This window comes from Paenibacillus vini (assembly GCF_018403325.1).
Lineage (GTDB): Bacteria > Bacillota > Bacilli > Paenibacillales > Paenibacillaceae > Fontibacillus > Fontibacillus vini.
In genome coordinates this window covers 14188-31812 of sequence record NZ_BOSL01000021.1, presented here as the reverse complement: position 1 = coordinate 31812, position 17625 = coordinate 14188, and the positions used below count along the sequence as shown (strand labels likewise).

The following is a 17625-nucleotide window of genomic DNA, read 5'->3' as shown; positions in this document are numbered from 1 at the left end:
TAGCTACCGGGCAGGAATAGAGATCCTTATGGACAATCCTTCTTCCGGTGTTGAGAGAAACTCAATCTGTCCATCCATTCCGCGAACCCGCTCTTTCATTCCGTAGATCCCCATACTGTTAAACGTATTGATCGTTGTTCCCACATCCATCCCGACGCCGTTATCTTCATATTCCAAATAAATCTCATCGTTGCCGGAATACATTTTAATGGTTACCCGGGACGCATTGGAGTGCTTCGTCGCGTTAGCCAACATTTCCTGAACGATCCGGTACAAGCCGATAATAATATCATCGTGGATGGCATAGCCGAGATCGGAGTAGTCAAAATGGATCGCGTAGTTGGTACGCAACTGCGCAAATTCGAACAGCGTTTCCAGGGACCGCTCCAGGCCTTCTTCCTTAAGCAGCGGAGGTCTTAACTCATTGCAAGTAATCCTGATCTGGTAAATGACGTCAAGCAACCCCTGCTCGATTTCTGCCAACTGCCGCCGATATTGGACGGGCAGCCCGGTATCCAGGGTGAGCTGATTCAACCTGTGATACCAGACAATCTGCTCTTGCAGCGCCGCATCATGAAGGTCCTGGGACAACCGCTTTCGCTCATTTTCGGACAGATGAAATATAAATCTCAGCAACCACTGCGGCATCACCCGCCCCGAGGCTAACAGGTCCACATTCCTTTTTAAATCCTCAATAACGCGGAAATTATCATACAAAACGCTAACATAACGCGATAGTGTCTCTAGCCAAACCCTTGGGGCCTGTTCGATTAACCGGGCTGTGCTTACTCCTACGCAAAGAATTCTGCTCTCCCCATTGACTTCCCCGATTTTCACATAGTGCCCCTCGAGCGTGTCGAACAGCCTGCATAAAGGGAGCCTGTCGGGACCATGTTCCCGGATGCTCTGCAGCACTTCATCGGGAACTTCCGGACAGCCATGCGTCACGACCACCAGTCCCTCGGCATCCGCCCTCAACAGGCCGACCTTGCCGGTGCCGAGCACCTGCCGGACTTCCCTCACCAGCCGGCTGTTTAATTCATCTACCTTGATCACGCCGAAAAGATCGGATGAAAATTGGTCCAGACTGGTTTGCAGCCGGAAATAACGGTCTTCGCTCTGCCGAATCAACTGCTCGGCATTCCATCTCTCTACCTCGGCTTTTTTTCGCGAAGTGATATCCCAAGCCAAGGTCATTGCCGTTTTCCCGAGATGAGGAAGCGCCGTGGTCACTGCCTCTACCTCAATCACATCGCCGTTCAAACAAACTAATTTATATTGAGTCATCGGATTGCCCCCCAGCTCAAAGATGTCTTGAGGTCCTTGGGCGGCCATGATCTCTTCGTAATTTTCCCTCCCCAATATCCCCCAAGCGGTGAGCCCGATAACCTCGCTCTCATCCTTCGCACCGTAAAGCGCGGCGCTTGCAGGGTTGGCATAGGTAATAATGCTGTCCTGATGAAGAAGAATCGAAATCGGGGATAGTTCCACAAGCTGGCGGTTTAATTCCTCGCTTGCCAGCAATGCGCGTTCCGCCTGCTTCCGCGAGGTAATATCCTCGAAAACAATCTCCACCGTCGAGTTCGACGCATCGAATATTCCGACCACCCGCGCCTCGACCTTTTCCCCGTCCGTCCGAACCAGTGTAATTTCCTCCGGGGGTAAAGTGCCTTTCTCCATCACATTTCTAAACAGGTCTCTGCAACGCTCCATATCTTCCTCGATGACCCAATCCCATGGAGTCGTCCCGACCACACTGGCAAGCTCGGCACCTAGGATTTGCATTCCGGCAGGGTTTACGAAGACTATAATGCCGTTGTGGCATAATGCGATCGCTACAGGAGACAACTCTACGAGCCTGCGATACCTCTCCATGCTTTCTTTTAGGGCAACCTCGATCTTCTTGCGTTCGGTAATATCGTAAAAGACGTGTACGGTCGAATCCGTATGCGCATCATAAATACCTGATACCTCGGCATGGATCAATTGACCGTTTTGTCCGATCACCTGATATTCAACCGGTTCTCCAGATTCCTCCTGCACAATGGCACGGATTCTGTTTCTGGCTTTACTCCATTCATGCGGAGGGAGGATCCGGAAGATTTCCTGACCGAACATCTCTTCCAGCGTATCGAAGCCCATTAATTGCAGACCGGCAGGGTTAGCATAAAGAAACCGCTCATTTCTCTGCACAATCGTCGGGTGGGGAACGAGCTCGATTAGCCTGGAAAATCTGTCCTCGCTCTTCTTCAGCTCCCGCTCTGCCTTTTTCTTGTCGGTGATATCCAGCACCATGCCGTCCAAACGGACTAATTGGCCGTGCTCATTGATGCTCGGAATGACCCGGACCTCTACCCAACGAATCCCGCCGTCGGCGTGAATGATCCTATACTCACTGGAGTCGGATATGCCTTTGCGCAAACCGGCAGCCAATTCACTGAAATGACTGGCATCTTCCGGATGAACGATTTTTTCCCAGGCCATTTTGCTCCTGAAATTCTCCGGTGTAAACCCTGTAATCTTCATAAATGCTCTGGACGTAAAGATGACCCTTTTTTGCCGGTCGTCATAAGACCAGGTACCCACATCTATATTGTGCAGCATATTTTCAAGCAGACTGATCCGTTGGCCCGCGTCCTCCAGCTCTTTGCGAACCCGACCGAGGCATTTTTGAAAGAATCCGATTACCGCTAACAAAGCAATTAAAAAAATTAGGGTAATGATTACGTAGATTAGGCTGTTCAAGTTGGCCTCCCCCTTACTACCAAGATGACTTACACTCCGACGGGACAACTAACTTTTCGTTACTTATAAATTGTTTATCGGCCTGAACCCCTGAATTGCTAAGATTGCCGAAGAATAAAAACAATAACAAATTTTGGACTGTTTATGGACATTCAAGTGAGCATTTGAATATGATGAGGGAAAGTCGTATAATGGCCTTAAACAATCAAACACTCATTTGAATATCAATAAAATAGAGAGGAGGAGACTTATGGGATCAGATCTGGAAACGATTGAAGAGATTTGCGAGCATGGTTGCGGCGATTCGGCCCGTACGGACCAACTTCGTGAATCTTTGCAAGAAGACGACATCATGGGCATGGTACAAATCTTCAAGGCATTATCCGACCCCAATCGGATGAAGATCGCCTATTTGCTGCTCCGGGGACAGGAATGCTGCGTGTGCGATATCGCCGCTGTATTAGGCAGTTCGGTCGCCACCGCCTCCCACCATCTCCGCCAGCTAAAGCTCATGGAAATCGCAAAATCCCGCAAGGATGGGAAGAATGTATTCTATTCGCTGAAAGACCATCATATCGAGACGCTCATTACGATGACGCTGGAGCATCAAAAGGAGAGGAACGAGCATGAATAACCAGGACTCCGCCCCGAAGACAGCCGGGTTGCCGAATGGGGATTCCCGCAGGGAATATAAGGTTCAGGGCTTGTCCTGCGCCAATTGCGCACGCGAAATGCAGGAAGAGATTCAAAAGCTGGATCACGGGAAAGATGCCGCTTTGCTGTTTAACAGCAGCCGCCTGCTGGTCCGGCCGGAAGTGGATTTGCAACGGGTACAACGAATATTGAGCGGAGACGGTGCCTCATTGGTAACTCCATCTACAGCCGGCGGCACCGATAAGGGAAGTGGGACTACGGCAAAGGCCGGTCACAAGCACTCAGGACATGACCACAAACACGGACATGAGCATGGGGACGAACATGGGCATGAGCATGAAAATGCGGATAGTCACGGACACAGCCATGGACATAGTCATGGCGAAGGTGAAGGCCGAATCGGCCAATGGCTGCTGACCATCTCGGCCGTGCTCTACGCCGCTACGTTCATTCTCGATACCCGGATTCCCGGGAACGCCATTATCCTGATGTACATTGTTTCTATTGTACTAAGCGGCTACTCCACCTTTATACGGGGGCTCCGCAATCTGTTCCGTCTTAAATTCAACATGGATACCCTGATGACCGTCGCGCTGGTCGGTGCCTCTCTGATCGGTGAATGGAAGGAAGCGACGCTTGTCGCGATTCTGTTCGGTTTGAATGAGCTTCTGGAAGGGTACGGGATGAGCCGGGCCCGCAAATCGATGGAAGCGCTGCTGGATGCGGCCCCGAAACAGGCTGTCCTTGTACAGGACGGACGCGAGGTGACGGTTCCGATCACACAGCTTCGGATCGGAGACCTTGTGCTGGTCCGTCCCGGCGAGAAGATCCCTTCGGATGGCTCCGTTGTGGAGGGACATAGCGCAGTGAATGAGGCGGCAATTACGGGCGAATCGATCCCGGTGCCGAAGAAGCCGGGGGCATCCGTCTTCGGCGGGAGCGTCAATGCCGAGGGATTGCTGAAGATAAGAGTCGAGGCAGCTTACGAGGACTCCTCGCTGGCTAAAATTATGCACCTGGTGCAGGAAGCCCAGGATACCAAGACACCGACCGAACTGTTCATCGATAAGTTCGCCAAGTATTATACGCCGGCCATTATGGCCATTGCCGCGCTTGTCATCCTTGTGCCTCCGCTGCTTTTCGGCCAGCCTTGGATGAAATGGCTCTACGAAGGACTTGCGATCCTGATCGTCGGCTGCCCTTGCTCGCTGGTGCTCTCGTCGCCGATTGCGCTGGTCAGCGGCATGACCCGCAGCGCCCGGAACGGCGTGCTCGTCAAGGGCGGGATTCATCTGGAGCAGCTCGGGAAGATCAATGCCATCGCTTTTGACAAAACCGGCACTCTGACCATGGGCCGTCCCGCCGTCATCCGCGAGGTCGTGTACGATTCGGAACGGTTCTACCGCATCGCGGGAGCCATGGAGACCGGCTCGCTGCATCCCCTCGCCGAGGCGATCGTGCGGCAGGTTGAAGCCGGCGGTCTTGCCAGAGCTGCGCTGCCGAAGCCTTCCGGGCTGACGACGCTCCCCGGCGTCGGTCTGTCCGGAGACATCGACGGCACGCAGTACTGGGTCGGCAGCGAGGAAGTACTCGAGCTGCTCGCCCTGCCGGCGGCCGACCGGAGCCAGGTCGCGGGAGACCTGGCCCGCCTGAAGGAGGACGGCCTCACCGTCGTGCTGGCGGCCGATAGCCGCCGCGTGCTCGGCCTGTTCGGCCTCGCCGACGAGCTCCGTCCGGAGAGTCCGGACGTCATCGCGCGGCTGCACCGCAACGGCATCGCCCACACCGTCATGCTGACGGGGGACCATGCCGGTTCCGCCCGGGCGGTCGCCGCCAAAGCCGGCGTCACCGACTGGTACGCAGGCCTGCTCCCGGAGCAAAAGGTCGAGCGGATTCGCGAGCTTTCCGCCAAGTGGAATGTCGCGATGGTCGGCGACGGCATCAACGACGCGCCCGCGCTTGCCGCTTCAAGCCTCGGCATCGCCATGGGTAAAGGAACGGACAGCGCGGTGGAAACCGCCGATATTGTCCTGATGCAGGATCACCTCGGCAAGCTGCCGGGCGCCATTTCCGTCGCGAGACAGGCCAGCCGAGTCATCCGCTGGAATATCGGCATCTCCCTGACGCTGAAGCTGATCGCCTTGCTCTTAACCATTCCCGGCTGGCTGACGCTATGGATTGCCGTCATGTCGGACATGGGCGCGACGATCCTCGTAACCTTGCTTGGACTGACCGTCCTGCTGGGCAAAGATAAGTAGGGGAGTTTAGTTCTCATCCAACAACGACTAAGACTTCTCCCTCAACTAAACGTCCCATTAAGCATTCTCAGCACCAAGCAGATTAATTAACTGGAAAACCTACAGCTAATTTTCATCAACTCCACTAATTTTCTTATTTAGCTGGAAATCCTGCAGTTAATTCAGGCCCGAAGTGCAAATTTGCAGCTTTGGGGCCCAAATAACTGTAGGTTTTCCAGTTATTTATTTCTTTTTCTTTTTTTCAAGCAAATTAGCTGTAGGAAATCCATCTATTGGGCATGCAAATGAAGTGCCCTTATGAGACTTCTAGGATCTTACCGTCATAGGGACGCCAGGCAATAGATCATGGACCTTAGATGTTGGGACCGTTCCGTTATTTTCCAATTTCATCTATAAAACCACAACTTTTCCTAGGCCTGAGGCGTTCATATAGTTGTAAAGGAGGCTTTTCAAATGAAAAACTCAAAATCGACCGTCGCAAAGGCTGCAGCTGTCGCTCTAATCCTGACCGTCACGATGGCTTCGGGAAGCATTCCCCGCCTGGCGCCACAGTCCGCGGTAGCCGCAACCGACTCCGTCAATCAAAAAACTACCCGAGCGCTGGAGCATAAGCCCTTCAAACAATCCGGTCAACTTTATATTCCTTTGAGAGATGCGACATATCTCTTCGATCTTCAACTCACCTACAACCATGCAACTAAGGCGTTAGAACTCACCGGGGTCACTCAGTATGCCAAATTGAAAGCGGGCAGCGCAAGCGCCACGGGCAAAAATAACGTCACCGTATCCCTCGGAGCTCCTGTGCTAATTAAGCAAGGCGTCACCTATGTACCGGCTTCTCTTTTTGCGAAACTGTTCGGAATTTCAATCACGCCGTCCGGCAAACAGGAAATCACTTATGTTTATTCCTCTAAGTACGTCATGGCCCAAGCCGGAGACAAGCTGTTCTGGCTAAACCGTGAAAAAGGCGTATTATACGCAGGCTCCAGTGGCCAACTCCCCGTCCGAACCGGCACCATTCAGGTCGAACACCCCGATTGGCTGGCTATGGATGCCCATAAAATCAACGATTCCACCTATGTGGTGAACATTTATAATAGTTACGGAGAGCCGCACATCTTTGATGGACGGTATCGTGCTATATTGCATAACGGCTCCATCGTCCGTCAGACGAGCATGTCTTATGGCGGGCCTTCTTCTATTAATCTGGAAAAAGACGTACTAACGTATGACGGCAAAATCATCCTCAATGACGGCCAGGTCGCCGAACTCGTCACACCCGACGGAAAGCTCGCCGAGAGCATTGATCTCGAGAAGTTCGGTGGCCCGGATGACGTCTACAGTCTGGAAGCCATAGAAGCCGACTTTTTGCTGATCCGTCCTTACTCTACGGGGACTCTGCTGCTGGTTGACCGAAGCTCGGGCAAGACAAAGTCCATCTATCTCGACCTGCTGGACAAGGACGTCATCGACCGGATCCAAAACGATGAATTCGGTGTTGGCGACGGGTTGAAGTATATCAGCCGAACCGGGGACCAATTGAAATTTAAATGGCATCTGTCTTATTTCGGTTCCGAAGCGGTTACGATGACCTACGATCTTTCCAAGTAAAAATCATTCTTACAAAAAAACAGCGGTACAACGCGCAACTGCGCGTGTACCGCTGTTTGATCGTACCCGGCCATCCCCGGGTGGAACTATTAACTCTTAAGATTCCAATGACGTTTTCAGTTCATCCGAAGAACGGTCCCACCATTCCTGGTTTGTCTCGATCAGCAGCTTCTTAAGAGCGCCTCTTTGCTCAGCGGACAAACCGTCCAAAATGAACCGGCGTTTCAACGCGTAGTCCATTTTGTTGACGTGATCGGCAAGAATTTTCCATCCGCGGCGTGCTTCAGTATCGATCCACATTTCGCAGGCGGTCATCCCGCCGTAAAATTGGCCCTCGGGAGAACGGTCAACCGCGACCCAAACGACCCAAACTTGGCGACCGGCCGGTACATCTTCACGGTTCATCGAGAATTTGATACCTTTCTCCACCTTGCTCTTGGCGTGCATCGCACCGATATCGATATAAGCCTCATCCCCGTCGATAATGACCGGAGACATGCTGTTCAGGTCGATGGAGCCGGCGCCAAAGCCCTTATGCTTACTCTTCTCCTCATTGCTGATAATGTTCAGGGCGAATATCTTCTTGCCCGTCTTCTGCGAATTCGAATTGTTGTTGTCCATGAGTCCCTCCCATTGTTACCTATCTGAATTTAATTAAATTTCTATTCCAAGCGGAGTTAAACCGCCGATTTCGCTTCAGCCGAAAGGGCTGTTTTAACCCTTGGCAGTTTAATTTAATTTTAGCTAATAATCTCCCAAATGCAAACATATACATGCTGTAGATGCTTGTCAACGGGAGGTATCCATTGTATGACCCGACGAACTTTATTCTTCGGCATTTCCATTCTTGCCCTGTGCCTCATCGCCGGCACGATCCGGTATACCCTGAGTATGGGCCCTTCAACACAGACTTCCTTCGCACCCAAAAAGGTCAAGCCCCAGGCAATCGCTCAAAAAAGCGGGCCCGTGCTTCCCCAGTCCGAAAGCATTCAACAGCCTACTGCGGAAATTCTGAGCGACCGAATTTCAGAGTACCATATTCAGGTCCAGCTTAATGAACAGGACAACACACTGACAGGCACGGAAACGCTGACCTGGACGCATCCCGGCAAAAAGGCCGTCAATGAACTTTATTTTCATCTATATCCCAATGCTTTTGCTTCCGCAAATTCTACCTTTATGAAGGAATCCGGCGGTAAGCTGCGCAGCGACGTCATGCCCAAGGACGGATGGGGAGCCATGGAGTTGACCGAGATCCGGACAACGGACGGCATATCCTTGCTTCACCGGGTTCAATTCGTTCAGCCGGATGACGGGAATACGCATGACCGGACACTTGCCAAGGTCCGCCTGCCGGTAACGGTCCGCGGCGGCGAGAGCATTACGTTGAAGATCAACTTCACCGTGAAGCTGCCTAAAATCTTCGCCCGGATGGGCGCATCCGGCGATTTCGTCATGGCAGGTCAATGGTTTCCGAAGCTAAGTGTGTACGAACCCGCCGGAACGCGCGGCCGAACGGCTGAGGGCTGGAATCTGCATCAGTATCACGGTAATTCGGAATTTTACTCGGATTTTGGTATCTACAGTGTAAACATTAATGTTCCCGAGACGTACACCGTGGCTGCGACCGGCTTCCAGACGAAGCCTGCAGTCCTGAAAGACGGCCGCAAAACGGTTCAATATTACGCCGATGATGTTCATGATTTCGCCTGGTCCGCCTCCCCCGATTTCATTTATGCCGAAGAGCCATTTTCCTCGGCCGAGGTTCCCGGCGTCCGAATCAAGCTCTATCTGGATCCCGCGCACAAGGATTTAAAGGAGCGTTATTTTTATGCGGCCAAGGTGGCCCTCATGAATTTCAGTAAATGGTACGGACGGTATCCTTACTCTACCTTGTCCGTAGTTGTTCCTCCTATTGAAGGGAATGGTGCGGGAGGTATGGAGTATCCTACCCTCGTCACCGCCTTCGGAGCGGGCAGCGACTCGCCGGGATACGATGAATTGGAGCGGACGGTCATCCACGAAATCGGACACCAGTTCTTCTATGGCATGGTCGCGAACAATGAATTCGAAGAGGCTTGGCTGGACGAAGCTTTTACCTCCTACGCTGAAGATAAACTGATGGAGCAAGAGTTCGGAATCGCGCCAAATCTGCCGATTCAGGCTGCGCTGATATCCTCTCCGGCTACTCTGACACAACCCGCCTGGAAATACGGATCGGGAGATACCTATGCCAAGAACGCTTATTATCGCGGCAAACTGGTCTTGTTGGATATCGAACGCCAAGTCGGGGCGAAGACCATGAAGCGCATTCTCTACAACTATGCCCAGAAGTACAAATTCAAGCATCCGACTACGGCCGATTTTCAACGGGTTGTCGAGCAGACGACCGGACGGAGCTGGAAGTCATATTTTAATCAATATATATATGATGGTAAAATGGCCGATTTCTCTGTAGACCGCATTACCGTAACTCCTGTAACCAAGGATGGGAGCACGATTTACGAGTCTGAGGTGGAAATCAGCCGCAAGGGAGGAACGGCCTCCAAAATACCGCTGCTCTTCAGCTTCAAGGATGGCCATACGATCCACAAGGTGTGGAATGGCGATGGCGATCGCGTTCAGATGAAGCTGCAATATAAAGAACCCCTGGAATGGGTCCGTTTGGATCCCGAGTATTCCTTGGTGCTTGAGAACAAGCATATCAACAACTTTATTAAGGCCGAGGTCAAGGAACCTGTCAGCACACGTGCTTCTTTAAGCATCACCAAGCTGCTGGAAGCCCTGCTTGGCACTCTGGTCTGGTAGGCTGGACGAACAAGAATAAGGCTTATTCATAGCAGTAATGCTCACAAAACTTTTAGGAGGGAAAGTTATGACCTATGTACGAAATGGATGGGGGCTTGTCAGGAGCCAGTTTCCCTCTGTGATCATCCTGTTCCTGTACCAGCTGCTCTGGGGGCTGTTTCTGTACCGTCTGATCCATTCGGCGGTTGTGGCCGTACTGTCCAGGTACCCGGATACGCCCCCGAATGAATTAAACCGGATTCTATACTTAATCGAAGGGCAATTCGAATTGAAGCACAATCCGGAGATTCACCAGTATTTCTGGCTGCTAATCGGGATGATTGTTCTCCGTCTATTGCTGACGCCGCTGTTCCAGGCGGGTATTCTCTACGGTCTGGTTCCCGCCGAGACCCGGGCGTCCGGACTTCCCTTCTTCCGGGGAATGAAGGAATTCTGGAAGCCCGTCACTCTCTTCTTTCTGTTGGAGCTCGCGCTGCTCTCCCTGCCGGGAATTTGGATCGTCCCGGACCTATACGCCCTCTTGCCCCGTCTCCTTACGTCAGGCGACAGGCTCGCTCCCCTTTTGACCTTTTGTGGATATTTGCTGGGGTGGGTGGTTTACGGTTGGCTTGTCCGGCAAATCCTGTTGTTCGCCCAGTTCGGGTATCTGTTTAAGGCCGGCGTATGGGGCTCCCTGATGCTGAGCATGAGGTATCTATTGCCGGGGATCGCCATTTCCCTTATTCTCGGAGCTGCCGGCGCCGCCTTGTTCCTTTTGTTCGGAACGGCCTCCTGGATTTGGACAGGACTGATTGCTTTAATTCTGCAACAAACCTATCCTTTCATTCGCAGTCTATTTCAAATTTGGACTCTAACCTCTCAATATCAGCTTTGGCATACCAAATCACAAAAAAGTTAAATTTTTTTCATCTTTATCCTTCCTTGTGCCACAAGGCCTCCGAGCTTATTCGGGGGTCTTGTCCTGCGTTTTCCCCTCTCAAACTCGCTAAATAACCATTGCCAAAATATACTGGCCTTTGTTACAATAACAACAGCACAATTTCAGTAACAGTTTTGTAATTATTTTTGTCACTATTAGCAGGAGTCTTCTGCTGGGTGTCGAATAAGTAAGTAGTCAGGTGTAAATTACAGCCGAATTCCCTTCACGGGGAACGGGGGAACCACTTTGGGTGAATTGATCTCGCAAGAGAGGGATCATAGGGGACCTTCAACCGAATCCTTAAGCTAACCTCGTAGGCATTGGAAGGAGCATTTCCTTGAAAAAACAGTTAACCGCAGCAGCCGTAAGTCTTGCAATACTTTTCTCCATCGGAACTGGTAGCGCTTTCGCAGATTCCAAATTGGACACCACGATTGAAAAAGCACTGGGAAGCGATTATGTTTCCGGCGGAACTACCACCTCTGGCTTTGACTGTTCCGGATTCACTATGTATGTCTTTTCGAAAATCGGAATTAAATTGCCGCACCAATCAGGCTCCCAGTACAAGATGGGAACCGCTGTAGAGAAGAAAGAACTGATCGCTGGCGATCTGGTGTTCTTCAACACTTCAGGCAAAGGTGTGTCTCATGTTGGTGTTTACGTCGGTGACGGCAAGTTTGCTCATGCTTCCTCCTCCAAAGGAGTTATCATCAGCAAATTGAGCGATAAATATTATGTCGAGCGCTATGTTGGCGCCAAGCGCATTATGAGCACTGATAAGTTCGAAGAAGTTACAAGCGATACTCAAGATCATGATGATGTAGAATAGTAACGATGAAGCCCGCAGAGATTCTTTATGGATCGCAATCTGCGGGTTTTTTCTTTTATTTAAACCGTCGTCCTAGGAAACATTACCCGGAGAGGACGGGATATACAGGACAAATTAACTTATTTATTCAAAAATAACAAAACAAACTTGCAAACCCGCGTTGATGTTTGGTAAAATGACCAGAGTAAATGGTAACAACTTTGTAATCACTGTTGTAACGTCGTAATTTTTCGGGTGCATTCAACAAAGACTAGCCGAATTCCCGGCACCCGGGAAACGGGGGAACCACATTGGGTGAATTGATTTCGTTACATAGGGATCATAGGGAACCTTCAACCGAATCCTCAAGCTAACCTCGCAGGCCTTGGAAGGAGTTTAACATCTTGAGAAAGACATTCGCAGCAGCAGCAACGAGTTTAGCTATTTTGTTCACCATGGGGACAGGAAGTGCCTTTGCGGACACCACATTGACCAGCGTCGTTAAATCCGTGTACGGAACACCTTACAAATACGGAGGCGTCACGACCAACGGTTTTGACTGTTCCGGATTTACAAGATACGTGTTCAAGAAAATGGGCGTCGATCTTGCCCGCGTCTCTACCGCCCAGTACAAGCAAGGTACCCCGGTGGCCAAGAGCCAGTTGAAAGCGGGAGACCTCGTATTCTTCAACACCCTGGGCAAAGGTAAAGTGTCCCATGTGGGCGTCTACCTGGGAGACGGAAAATTCGCTCATGCCTCTTCTTCCAAAGGAATCAGAACAGACAAATTAAGCAACACTTACTATAAAACACGTTATGTCGGGGCAAAAAGAATTTTGAGCGCAGACAGCTATTCCAGCTTTGCCAAAGAATCCTGATCACCCCTGATAGGCTGAGGCCCTCACCTCAACAGCTCGCTTGACCGCACTTGATTCTTGCCGGAATCAACGCGGTCTTTTTTCTTTCCTTCATCTTATTCATATAACGAAGGAATCGATCAAAAGGTTTCTTGGATAAAACCCATTCCAAAAATATTTTTTCCGTTCTCGTTCTCTAACACTCCATATCCTATCTTCCCTATATCCAAAATTTACCCGTTATGCGGATGCCTAAACAGGAAATTTTTAATTTACGCATTTTTTTTTGCCTGCCTTCGATTTCTGGCCCCTCTTCCTCCACAAAGCCTTTACAACCAATAAAAATCCCGTTAGAGTGAGGTTAAAAAGAACTACAGCCATATGGGTAGCCGCATAGGCATTCCTATCGTTTAAGGAGGCGCAAAAATGGAAAAACCAATCGCACCATTTCGAATCGTACCCATGGAAGAAAGCCATGGCGCAGATATCAGTACTTGGCGTTACGATTCTCCCTACGATATTTATAGCTGGCTTCCCTGGGAACAGATGAAGGCGCTCGATGTGGAATTTGGGAATCCCGTTTTAAGGGCCCAGCAGTACGTCTCTTTGCTGGATCAGCAGGAGGAGCTTGCCGGATTCGCCCAGTACTTTCCTATGGAGGGCGTTACACGGCTTGGCATCGGTATGAGACCTGATTTATGCGGCCACGGGCTGGGTAAGACCTTTGTGCTGACAATCGTCGAGGAGGCCCAGCGGAGAAAGCCTAAGGATGTAATTGACCTGGAAGTGCTCACATGGAACACACGGGCGATCCGGGCTTACCAGAAGTCCGGCTTCGTGATTACCGATCTGTACGAGAAAATGACTCCTGGCGGCATTTCCAAGCCATATTACTGCATGGTGTTTCGCGGAAAACCCTCCGAAGCGTAAAAAAAACATCCCCTTAATGAGACGTCTATGATTAATCACACATGATTTTAACGTATTTTTCGTATACTACAAATAATTCGTTACTTTTTTTGACACAAATGCTATGATCACGGGGCATGTTCAGCTATAATGGAAGGTAGCTTACATAGGAGGGACGATTGAAATGCAGAAGTGGATCATGAGCGGAATACTCATCGTGGCGTGCGCCTTCGCAGCCGTGTTAATGTTTACATTACCCGGCAAAGATCAGGTGGCCCAGGAAGAAAAGCCGCAAATGCCTGCGGTTACTGTAAGCGCAGAGCAAGCCGAAGCTACGGTTAAAGCCAACTGTATTTCCTGTCACGGGACTGATTTGCAAGGCGGAGCCGGTCCGAATCTGCAAAAAATTGGATCCGAGCTGTCGGCGGAACAGTTGTACGGCATAATTACTAAAGGAAAAGGCGGAGGCATGATGCCTTCCTTCAAAGATAAATTGAAGGACGAGGAAATCGCTAACGTCGCTATGTGGCTTGCGGAAAAGAAATAACAAACAAAAACAAAGACGCGCCCGCCGGGACTTAACAGTCCCGGCGGGCGCTTTTCTAATCATTCACATTCCTGAGCTTGGATTCCTGCTATCCCTATAGGGCCTAGCCAGCCGTTCGGGCTTTCTCGAAGGCTTCGTTATATTGTTGCGCTTCTTTAATATCTACGGCCGTTATCCCGCCCTCTTCCCAAGATGTCAATCGAAGCGTCACCGTTTTGTGGTCGATGGTAATAAAAGGGTGATGATTAAAGGCTTCCGAAATAGCGGCCACCTCATCGACAAACGCAATCCCCTTCATAAAATTGGAGAACGTGTATTTGCGAGTAATCCAGCGACCTTCCTCCAGTTCCCAGCCTTCCAGCTTTTCCAAATGCGCTTCTACTTCTTGCGGTGTAAACGGCATTCTTCTTCCTCCCCGTTCTAAAAACTTCCACTCCTATGTAATCCTGCAGTTTAGGATTCAATACTCGGCAGCATTAGCTCTGTCCCCGCATCTGTTTATTGTATTCTTCTCTACTGCAGATCATGCGAATGAGAGCTCTCGATTCTGCCGCCATGACAGCGGCATTCCTCATTACTTCCAAGATTATATTTTACCACGGCTCTAACCGATAATCCAAAAACTTGTGGAAACTTCGGTCAGACCAGCTTGACGGAGGTTAGCTCTTCCTCTCCGATCAGGAAGTTAATCCGGTGCCCTTCGGGGTCATGGATGACTACAGCGCTTCCTACGGGAATTACCGGCTCGGTGCCAAGAGCAAAGAACAGATCCTCAGCCAACGCCTCCTGAACCTCCTGTCTCTCTTCATCGGAGAGCCCGTGCCACTCCAAAGCCTCCATTTCAAAAAATTTATAGCTATCTGGAATACGGCCTACCGCCGCTGTCAAATCCTTCAAAATAAATTCATAATCTCTTCCGTGCTTTACGCCCACAGCCAAACGGCTCCCTTCATCTTTGTCATTTCGGTCTTCTTTCTTATTATAACGGAAAAAACACCTTAAAAAAAAAGGGATTTCTGTCGATAAAAAAGATAAACCGTTTTTCGGATTGACTGGTAACGTCCGATGTCCCCAGCAAGGATGCGGGAGACAGAAAAATGGAATCAATTATCTCAAGGACGAGGTGTGCAATGGAAATATCAACAATTATTGGACTTATTCTCGGTTTTGTTGCCCTTATCTTAGGTATGTTCTTGAAGGGTGCGCCTATTGAAAGTCTGGTCTCCAACCCTGCGGCTTTTGTTATTATCCTTGTGGGGACGGCCGCCACGCTGTTTGTGGCATTTCCGCTTTCCGAGGTTAAAAAATTCCCTGTGCTGATTAAACTGACGATGGTTAAACCCAAAATGATCAGTAAAGCTGAATTGATCACTTTGTTTATGGAATGGGCCACGATCACACGCCGGGAAGGTCTCCTTGCCTTGGAGGCCAAGGTGGAAGAAATCGATGATGACTTCCTTCGCGGTGGCATGCGCATGATTATTGACGGCAACGACCAGGACTTCGTCCAGGACGTGCTTACGGAGGATATCGCCGCTACCGAGGAGCGACATAGAGCGGGCGCGCAAATTTTCTCCCAGGCCGGGATGTACGCGCCTACCCTCGGGGTACTCGGTGCCGTCGTCGGTCTGATCGCTGCGTTATCCGATATGAGTGATATCGCGAAATTATCCCATGCGATTTCTGGCGCTTTTATCGCTACCGTGTTCGGTATTTTTACCGGTTATGTGATGTGGCATCCGATTGCCAATAAGTTAAAACGTCTCTCCAAGAAAGAGATGGAAATACGCCTGATGATGGTCGAAGGTCTGCTATCCATCCAATCCGGCGTATCGACGATCGCGATCCAACAAAAACTGGCCGTATTCTTGACCCCTGCGGAGCGTGCGCAAATTTTAGAAAAGGGGGCGGGTGAAGGTGAGCAAAAAGAATAAGAAGCATCAGGAACACGAAGAACATGCTGACGAGAGCTGGCTGTTGCCTTATTCCGACTTGATGACTCTTCTTCTTGCATTGTTTATCGTTTTGTTCGGAATGAGTACGGTTGATGCTCAGAAATTCCAAGAGATGAGCGAAGCGTTTCAAAGCGTGCTTACCGGCGGTTCCGGGATTCTGGAACAGAACTCGATGAGCAGCAATACGAAGAATTCCATTAGCGAAAATCAGATTCCTAAGCCTTCTTCCGATGGTCTGATGAAAAAGAAGAGCGAGCTCATGCGTAAAGAGCAGGAGAACCTCGAATCCCTTAAGAAGCAGCTTGATACGTACATCAAAAATAACGGGTTGACCGACCAGCTGGATACTAAACTCAATCAATCGCAGTTGATGGTTACGATCAGCGACAACGCGCTCTTCCCTTCCGGCGAAGCGGAGGTCAAGCCCAATGCGCGGATCCTGGCCAAGGCCATCTCGGCCATGCTTCAGGAATTCCCGGACTATGAGGTGATCGTTTCCGGTCATACCGATAATGTCCCGATCTCAAATCATGAGTTCCCTTCCAACTGGGACCTAAGCTCGGTCCGGGCCCTGAATTTTATGAAAATCTTGCTGCTGAACGAGCAGCTTGATCCTAAGAAATTCAGCGCTATCGGTTATGGCGAATATCATCCGGTCTCCAGTAATGAAAACAACGTCGGACGTGCCAAGAACCGCCGTGTCGAAGTATCGATTATCCGGAAATATCAGGACGGCGATCAGCAAATCGGCATGCCGGCAACGCACTAAAGGTTACTAGGCAGGATGAACAACAAAAGGGCAGCCCTACAGGGCTGCCCTTCGTGTTTTAACGCTCTATTGTTATGTCAGTGTATATCCCAGAGTCTCGCCCAGTTCCTGCTTCTCTTGCTCGGTCAGATCGCGCCAGGTTCCGATCTTCTGATGGCCTAATTGAATATTCATGATCCGGATCCGCTGCAGCTTCCGTACTTCATAGCCGAGGGCGCTGCACATCCGGCGAATCTGCCGGTTTTTGCCTTCCGTCAGAATAAGCCGGAACACACGATCCGTAATCCGGGTAATTTTACAAGGCAAGGTCATCTCGCCCAGAATCTTAACCCCTTCTCCCATGGCTTTCAGAAATGATGGCGTAATAGGCTTGTCCACAGTGACGATATATTCCTTCTCATGCTTTCCTTCAGCACGTAGAATTTTGTTGACGATATCACCGTCGCTGGTTAGCAGGATCAACCCTTCGGAATCCTTATCCAGACGACCGATCGGAAAAATACGCTTATCGTGGCCGACAAAATCAACGATATTTCCGCGTATATGCCGCTCGGTCGTACTTGTAATGCCCACTGGCTTGTTCAGGGCAATGTATACATGCTGATCCAGCTTCTCCTTAAGGGGCTTTCCGTTAATGCGGACATCGTCCCCATCTTCCGCCTGGCTGCCAAGCAGGGCCGTCTCCCCGTTGATGGTTACCTTTCCGGACTCCACCAGCCTGTCCGCCTCACGTCTGGAGCAATATCCTGTCTCACTGATAAATTTATTGATTCTCACTTCATTGG

16 protein-coding genes and 2 riboswitches are annotated in these 17625 nt (G+C 50.4%); of the genes, 11 read left to right on the top strand and 5 right to left on the bottom strand.

Annotated features, from left to right (window positions below; genetic code table 11):
* Positions 1 to 3: 3 nt before the first annotated feature.
* The gene (locus KJS57_RS23095) at positions 4 to 2745 is read right to left on the bottom strand and encodes a PAS domain-containing sensor histidine kinase (protein ID WP_213656497.1); all 2742 of its coding nucleotides are present in this window, start codon (positions 2743 to 2745) and stop codon (positions 4 to 6) included.
* Between the two features lie 250 nt (positions 2746 to 2995).
* On the opposite strand from KJS57_RS23095, the gene KJS57_RS23090 reads away from it, so the two are divergent.
* The 3 genes from KJS57_RS23090 (at position 2996) to KJS57_RS23080 (ending at position 7268) form a co-directional block, all read left to right on the top strand.
* Positions 2996 to 3379 (top strand): ArsR/SmtB family transcription factor, encoded by a 384-nt coding sequence (locus tag KJS57_RS23090; RefSeq protein ID WP_211024667.1) that lies wholly within the window; start codon positions 2996 to 2998, stop codon positions 3377 to 3379.
* Entirely contained in the window at positions 3372 to 5657 is a 2286-nt protein-coding gene (locus KJS57_RS23085) for a heavy metal translocating P-type ATPase (protein WP_213656496.1), read from the top strand. The genes KJS57_RS23090 and KJS57_RS23085 overlap by 8 nt, the downstream gene beginning before the upstream one ends.
* Positions 5658 to 6110: 453 nt before the next feature.
* Positions 6111 to 7268, top strand: coding sequence for a copper amine oxidase N-terminal domain-containing protein (locus KJS57_RS23080; RefSeq protein WP_213656495.1), 1158 nt, complete (start codon positions 6111 to 6113; stop codon positions 7266 to 7268).
* Positions 7269 to 7364: 96 nt separating this feature from the next.
* On the opposite strand, the gene KJS57_RS23075 is transcribed toward KJS57_RS23080, so the two are convergent.
* A complete protein-coding gene (locus KJS57_RS23075) occupies positions 7365 to 7889 on the bottom strand; it encodes a YwhD family protein (protein ID WP_213656494.1) in 525 nt (174 codons plus the stop codon).
* A 189-nt stretch (positions 7890 to 8078) separates the two neighbouring features.
* On the opposite strand from KJS57_RS23075, the gene KJS57_RS23070 reads away from it, so the two are divergent.
* The 6 genes from KJS57_RS23070 (at position 8079) to KJS57_RS23045 (ending at position 14116) form a co-directional block, all read left to right on the top strand.
* Positions 8079 to 10076: a M1 family metallopeptidase gene (locus KJS57_RS23070; RefSeq protein ID WP_213656493.1), complete on the top strand. Its 1998-nt coding sequence runs from the start codon at positions 8079 to 8081 to the stop codon at positions 10074 to 10076.
* A 67-nt stretch (positions 10077 to 10143) separates the two neighbouring features.
* On the top strand, positions 10144 to 10974 hold the full coding sequence (locus KJS57_RS23065; RefSeq protein ID WP_213656492.1) for a hypothetical protein: 831 nt from the start codon (positions 10144 to 10146) through the stop codon (positions 10972 to 10974).
* Positions 10975 to 11195: 221 nt separating this feature from the next.
* A riboswitch (cyclic di-AMP (ydaO/yuaA leader) is annotated at positions 11196 to 11330 on the top strand.
* Positions 11331 to 11332: 2 nt separating this feature from the next.
* A complete protein-coding gene (locus KJS57_RS23060; protein WP_211024655.1) occupies positions 11333 to 11824 on the top strand; it encodes a C40 family peptidase in 492 nt (163 codons plus the stop codon).
* Positions 11825 to 12066: 242 nt separating this feature from the next.
* Positions 12067 to 12203, top strand: a riboswitch (cyclic di-AMP (ydaO/yuaA leader).
* Between the two features lie 4 nt (positions 12204 to 12207).
* Entirely contained in the window at positions 12208 to 12681 is a 474-nt protein-coding gene (locus KJS57_RS23055) for a C40 family peptidase (RefSeq protein WP_244861681.1), read from the top strand.
* 405 nt (positions 12682 to 13086) lie between these two features.
* Positions 13087 to 13590 carry a GNAT family N-acetyltransferase gene (locus tag KJS57_RS23050; RefSeq protein ID WP_211024652.1) on the top strand — a complete coding sequence of 168 codons (504 nt, stop codon included), beginning with the start codon at positions 13087 to 13089 and terminating at the stop codon, positions 13588 to 13590.
* A 163-nt stretch (positions 13591 to 13753) separates the two neighbouring features.
* Positions 13754 to 14116, top strand: a complete 363-nt coding sequence (locus tag KJS57_RS23045) for a c-type cytochrome (RefSeq protein ID WP_211024650.1) — start codon at positions 13754 to 13756, stop codon at positions 14114 to 14116.
* A 103-nt stretch (positions 14117 to 14219) separates the two neighbouring features.
* On the opposite strand, the gene KJS57_RS23040 is transcribed toward KJS57_RS23045, so the two are convergent.
* The gene (locus KJS57_RS23040; RefSeq protein ID WP_211024648.1) at positions 14220 to 14519 is read right to left on the bottom strand and encodes a 4a-hydroxytetrahydrobiopterin dehydratase; all 300 of its coding nucleotides are present in this window, start codon (positions 14517 to 14519) and stop codon (positions 14220 to 14222) included.
* A gap of 236 nt (positions 14520 to 14755) precedes the next feature.
* Positions 14756 to 15049, bottom strand: coding sequence for a hypothetical protein (locus KJS57_RS23035; protein WP_211024752.1), 294 nt, complete (start codon positions 15047 to 15049; stop codon positions 14756 to 14758).
* A 197-nt stretch (positions 15050 to 15246) separates the two neighbouring features.
* Between KJS57_RS23035 and motA the strand changes: the two genes are divergently transcribed.
* Both motA and motB read left to right on the top strand, forming a co-directional pair.
* On the top strand, positions 15247 to 16050 hold the full coding sequence (gene motA / locus KJS57_RS23030) for a flagellar motor stator protein MotA (RefSeq protein WP_211024646.1): 804 nt from the start codon (positions 15247 to 15249) through the stop codon (positions 16048 to 16050).
* Positions 16034 to 16840 carry a flagellar motor protein MotB gene (gene motB, locus KJS57_RS23025; RefSeq protein WP_213656491.1) on the top strand — a complete coding sequence of 269 codons (807 nt, stop codon included), beginning with the start codon at positions 16034 to 16036 and terminating at the stop codon, positions 16838 to 16840. Before motA ends, motB begins: the two co-directional genes overlap by 17 nt.
* Positions 16841 to 16912: 72 nt before the next feature.
* Here the strand turns inward: motB and rluF are convergent, their stop codons facing one another.
* On the bottom strand, positions 16913 to 17617 hold the full coding sequence (rluF, locus tag KJS57_RS23020) for a 23S rRNA pseudouridine(2604) synthase RluF (protein ID WP_213656490.1): 705 nt from the start codon (positions 17615 to 17617) through the stop codon (positions 16913 to 16915).
* Between the last annotated feature and the right edge of the window lie 8 nt (positions 17618 to 17625).

Excerpts from the sequence above, each read along its gene's own strand:
- KJS57_RS23090 (WP_211024667.1), top strand. The coding sequence starts at position 2,996 with ATGGGATCAGATCTGGAAACGATTGAAGAGATTTGCGAGCATGGTTGC.
- KJS57_RS23085 (WP_213656496.1), top strand. The coding sequence starts at position 3,372 with ATGAATAACCAGGACTCCGCCCCGAAGACAGCCGGGTTGCCGAATGGG.
- KJS57_RS23080 (WP_213656495.1), top strand. The coding sequence starts at position 6,111 with ATGAAAAACTCAAAATCGACCGTCGCAAAGGCTGCAGCTGTCGCTCTA.
- KJS57_RS23075 (WP_213656494.1), bottom strand. The coding sequence starts at position 7,889 with ATGGACAACAACAATTCGAATTCGCAGAAGACGGGCAAGAAGATATTC.
- KJS57_RS23070 (WP_213656493.1), top strand. The coding sequence starts at position 8,079 with ATGACCCGACGAACTTTATTCTTCGGCATTTCCATTCTTGCCCTGTGC.
- KJS57_RS23065 (WP_213656492.1), top strand. The coding sequence starts at position 10,144 with ATGACCTATGTACGAAATGGATGGGGGCTTGTCAGGAGCCAGTTTCCC.
- KJS57_RS23050 (WP_211024652.1), top strand. The coding sequence starts at position 13,087 with ATGGAAAAACCAATCGCACCATTTCGAATCGTACCCATGGAAGAAAGC.
- KJS57_RS23045 (WP_211024650.1), top strand. The coding sequence starts at position 13,754 with ATGCAGAAGTGGATCATGAGCGGAATACTCATCGTGGCGTGCGCCTTC.
- KJS57_RS23040 (WP_211024648.1), bottom strand. The coding sequence starts at position 14,519 with ATGCCGTTTACACCGCAAGAAGTAGAAGCGCATTTGGAAAAGCTGGAA.
- motA (WP_211024646.1), top strand. The coding sequence starts at position 15,247 with ATGGAAATATCAACAATTATTGGACTTATTCTCGGTTTTGTTGCCCTT.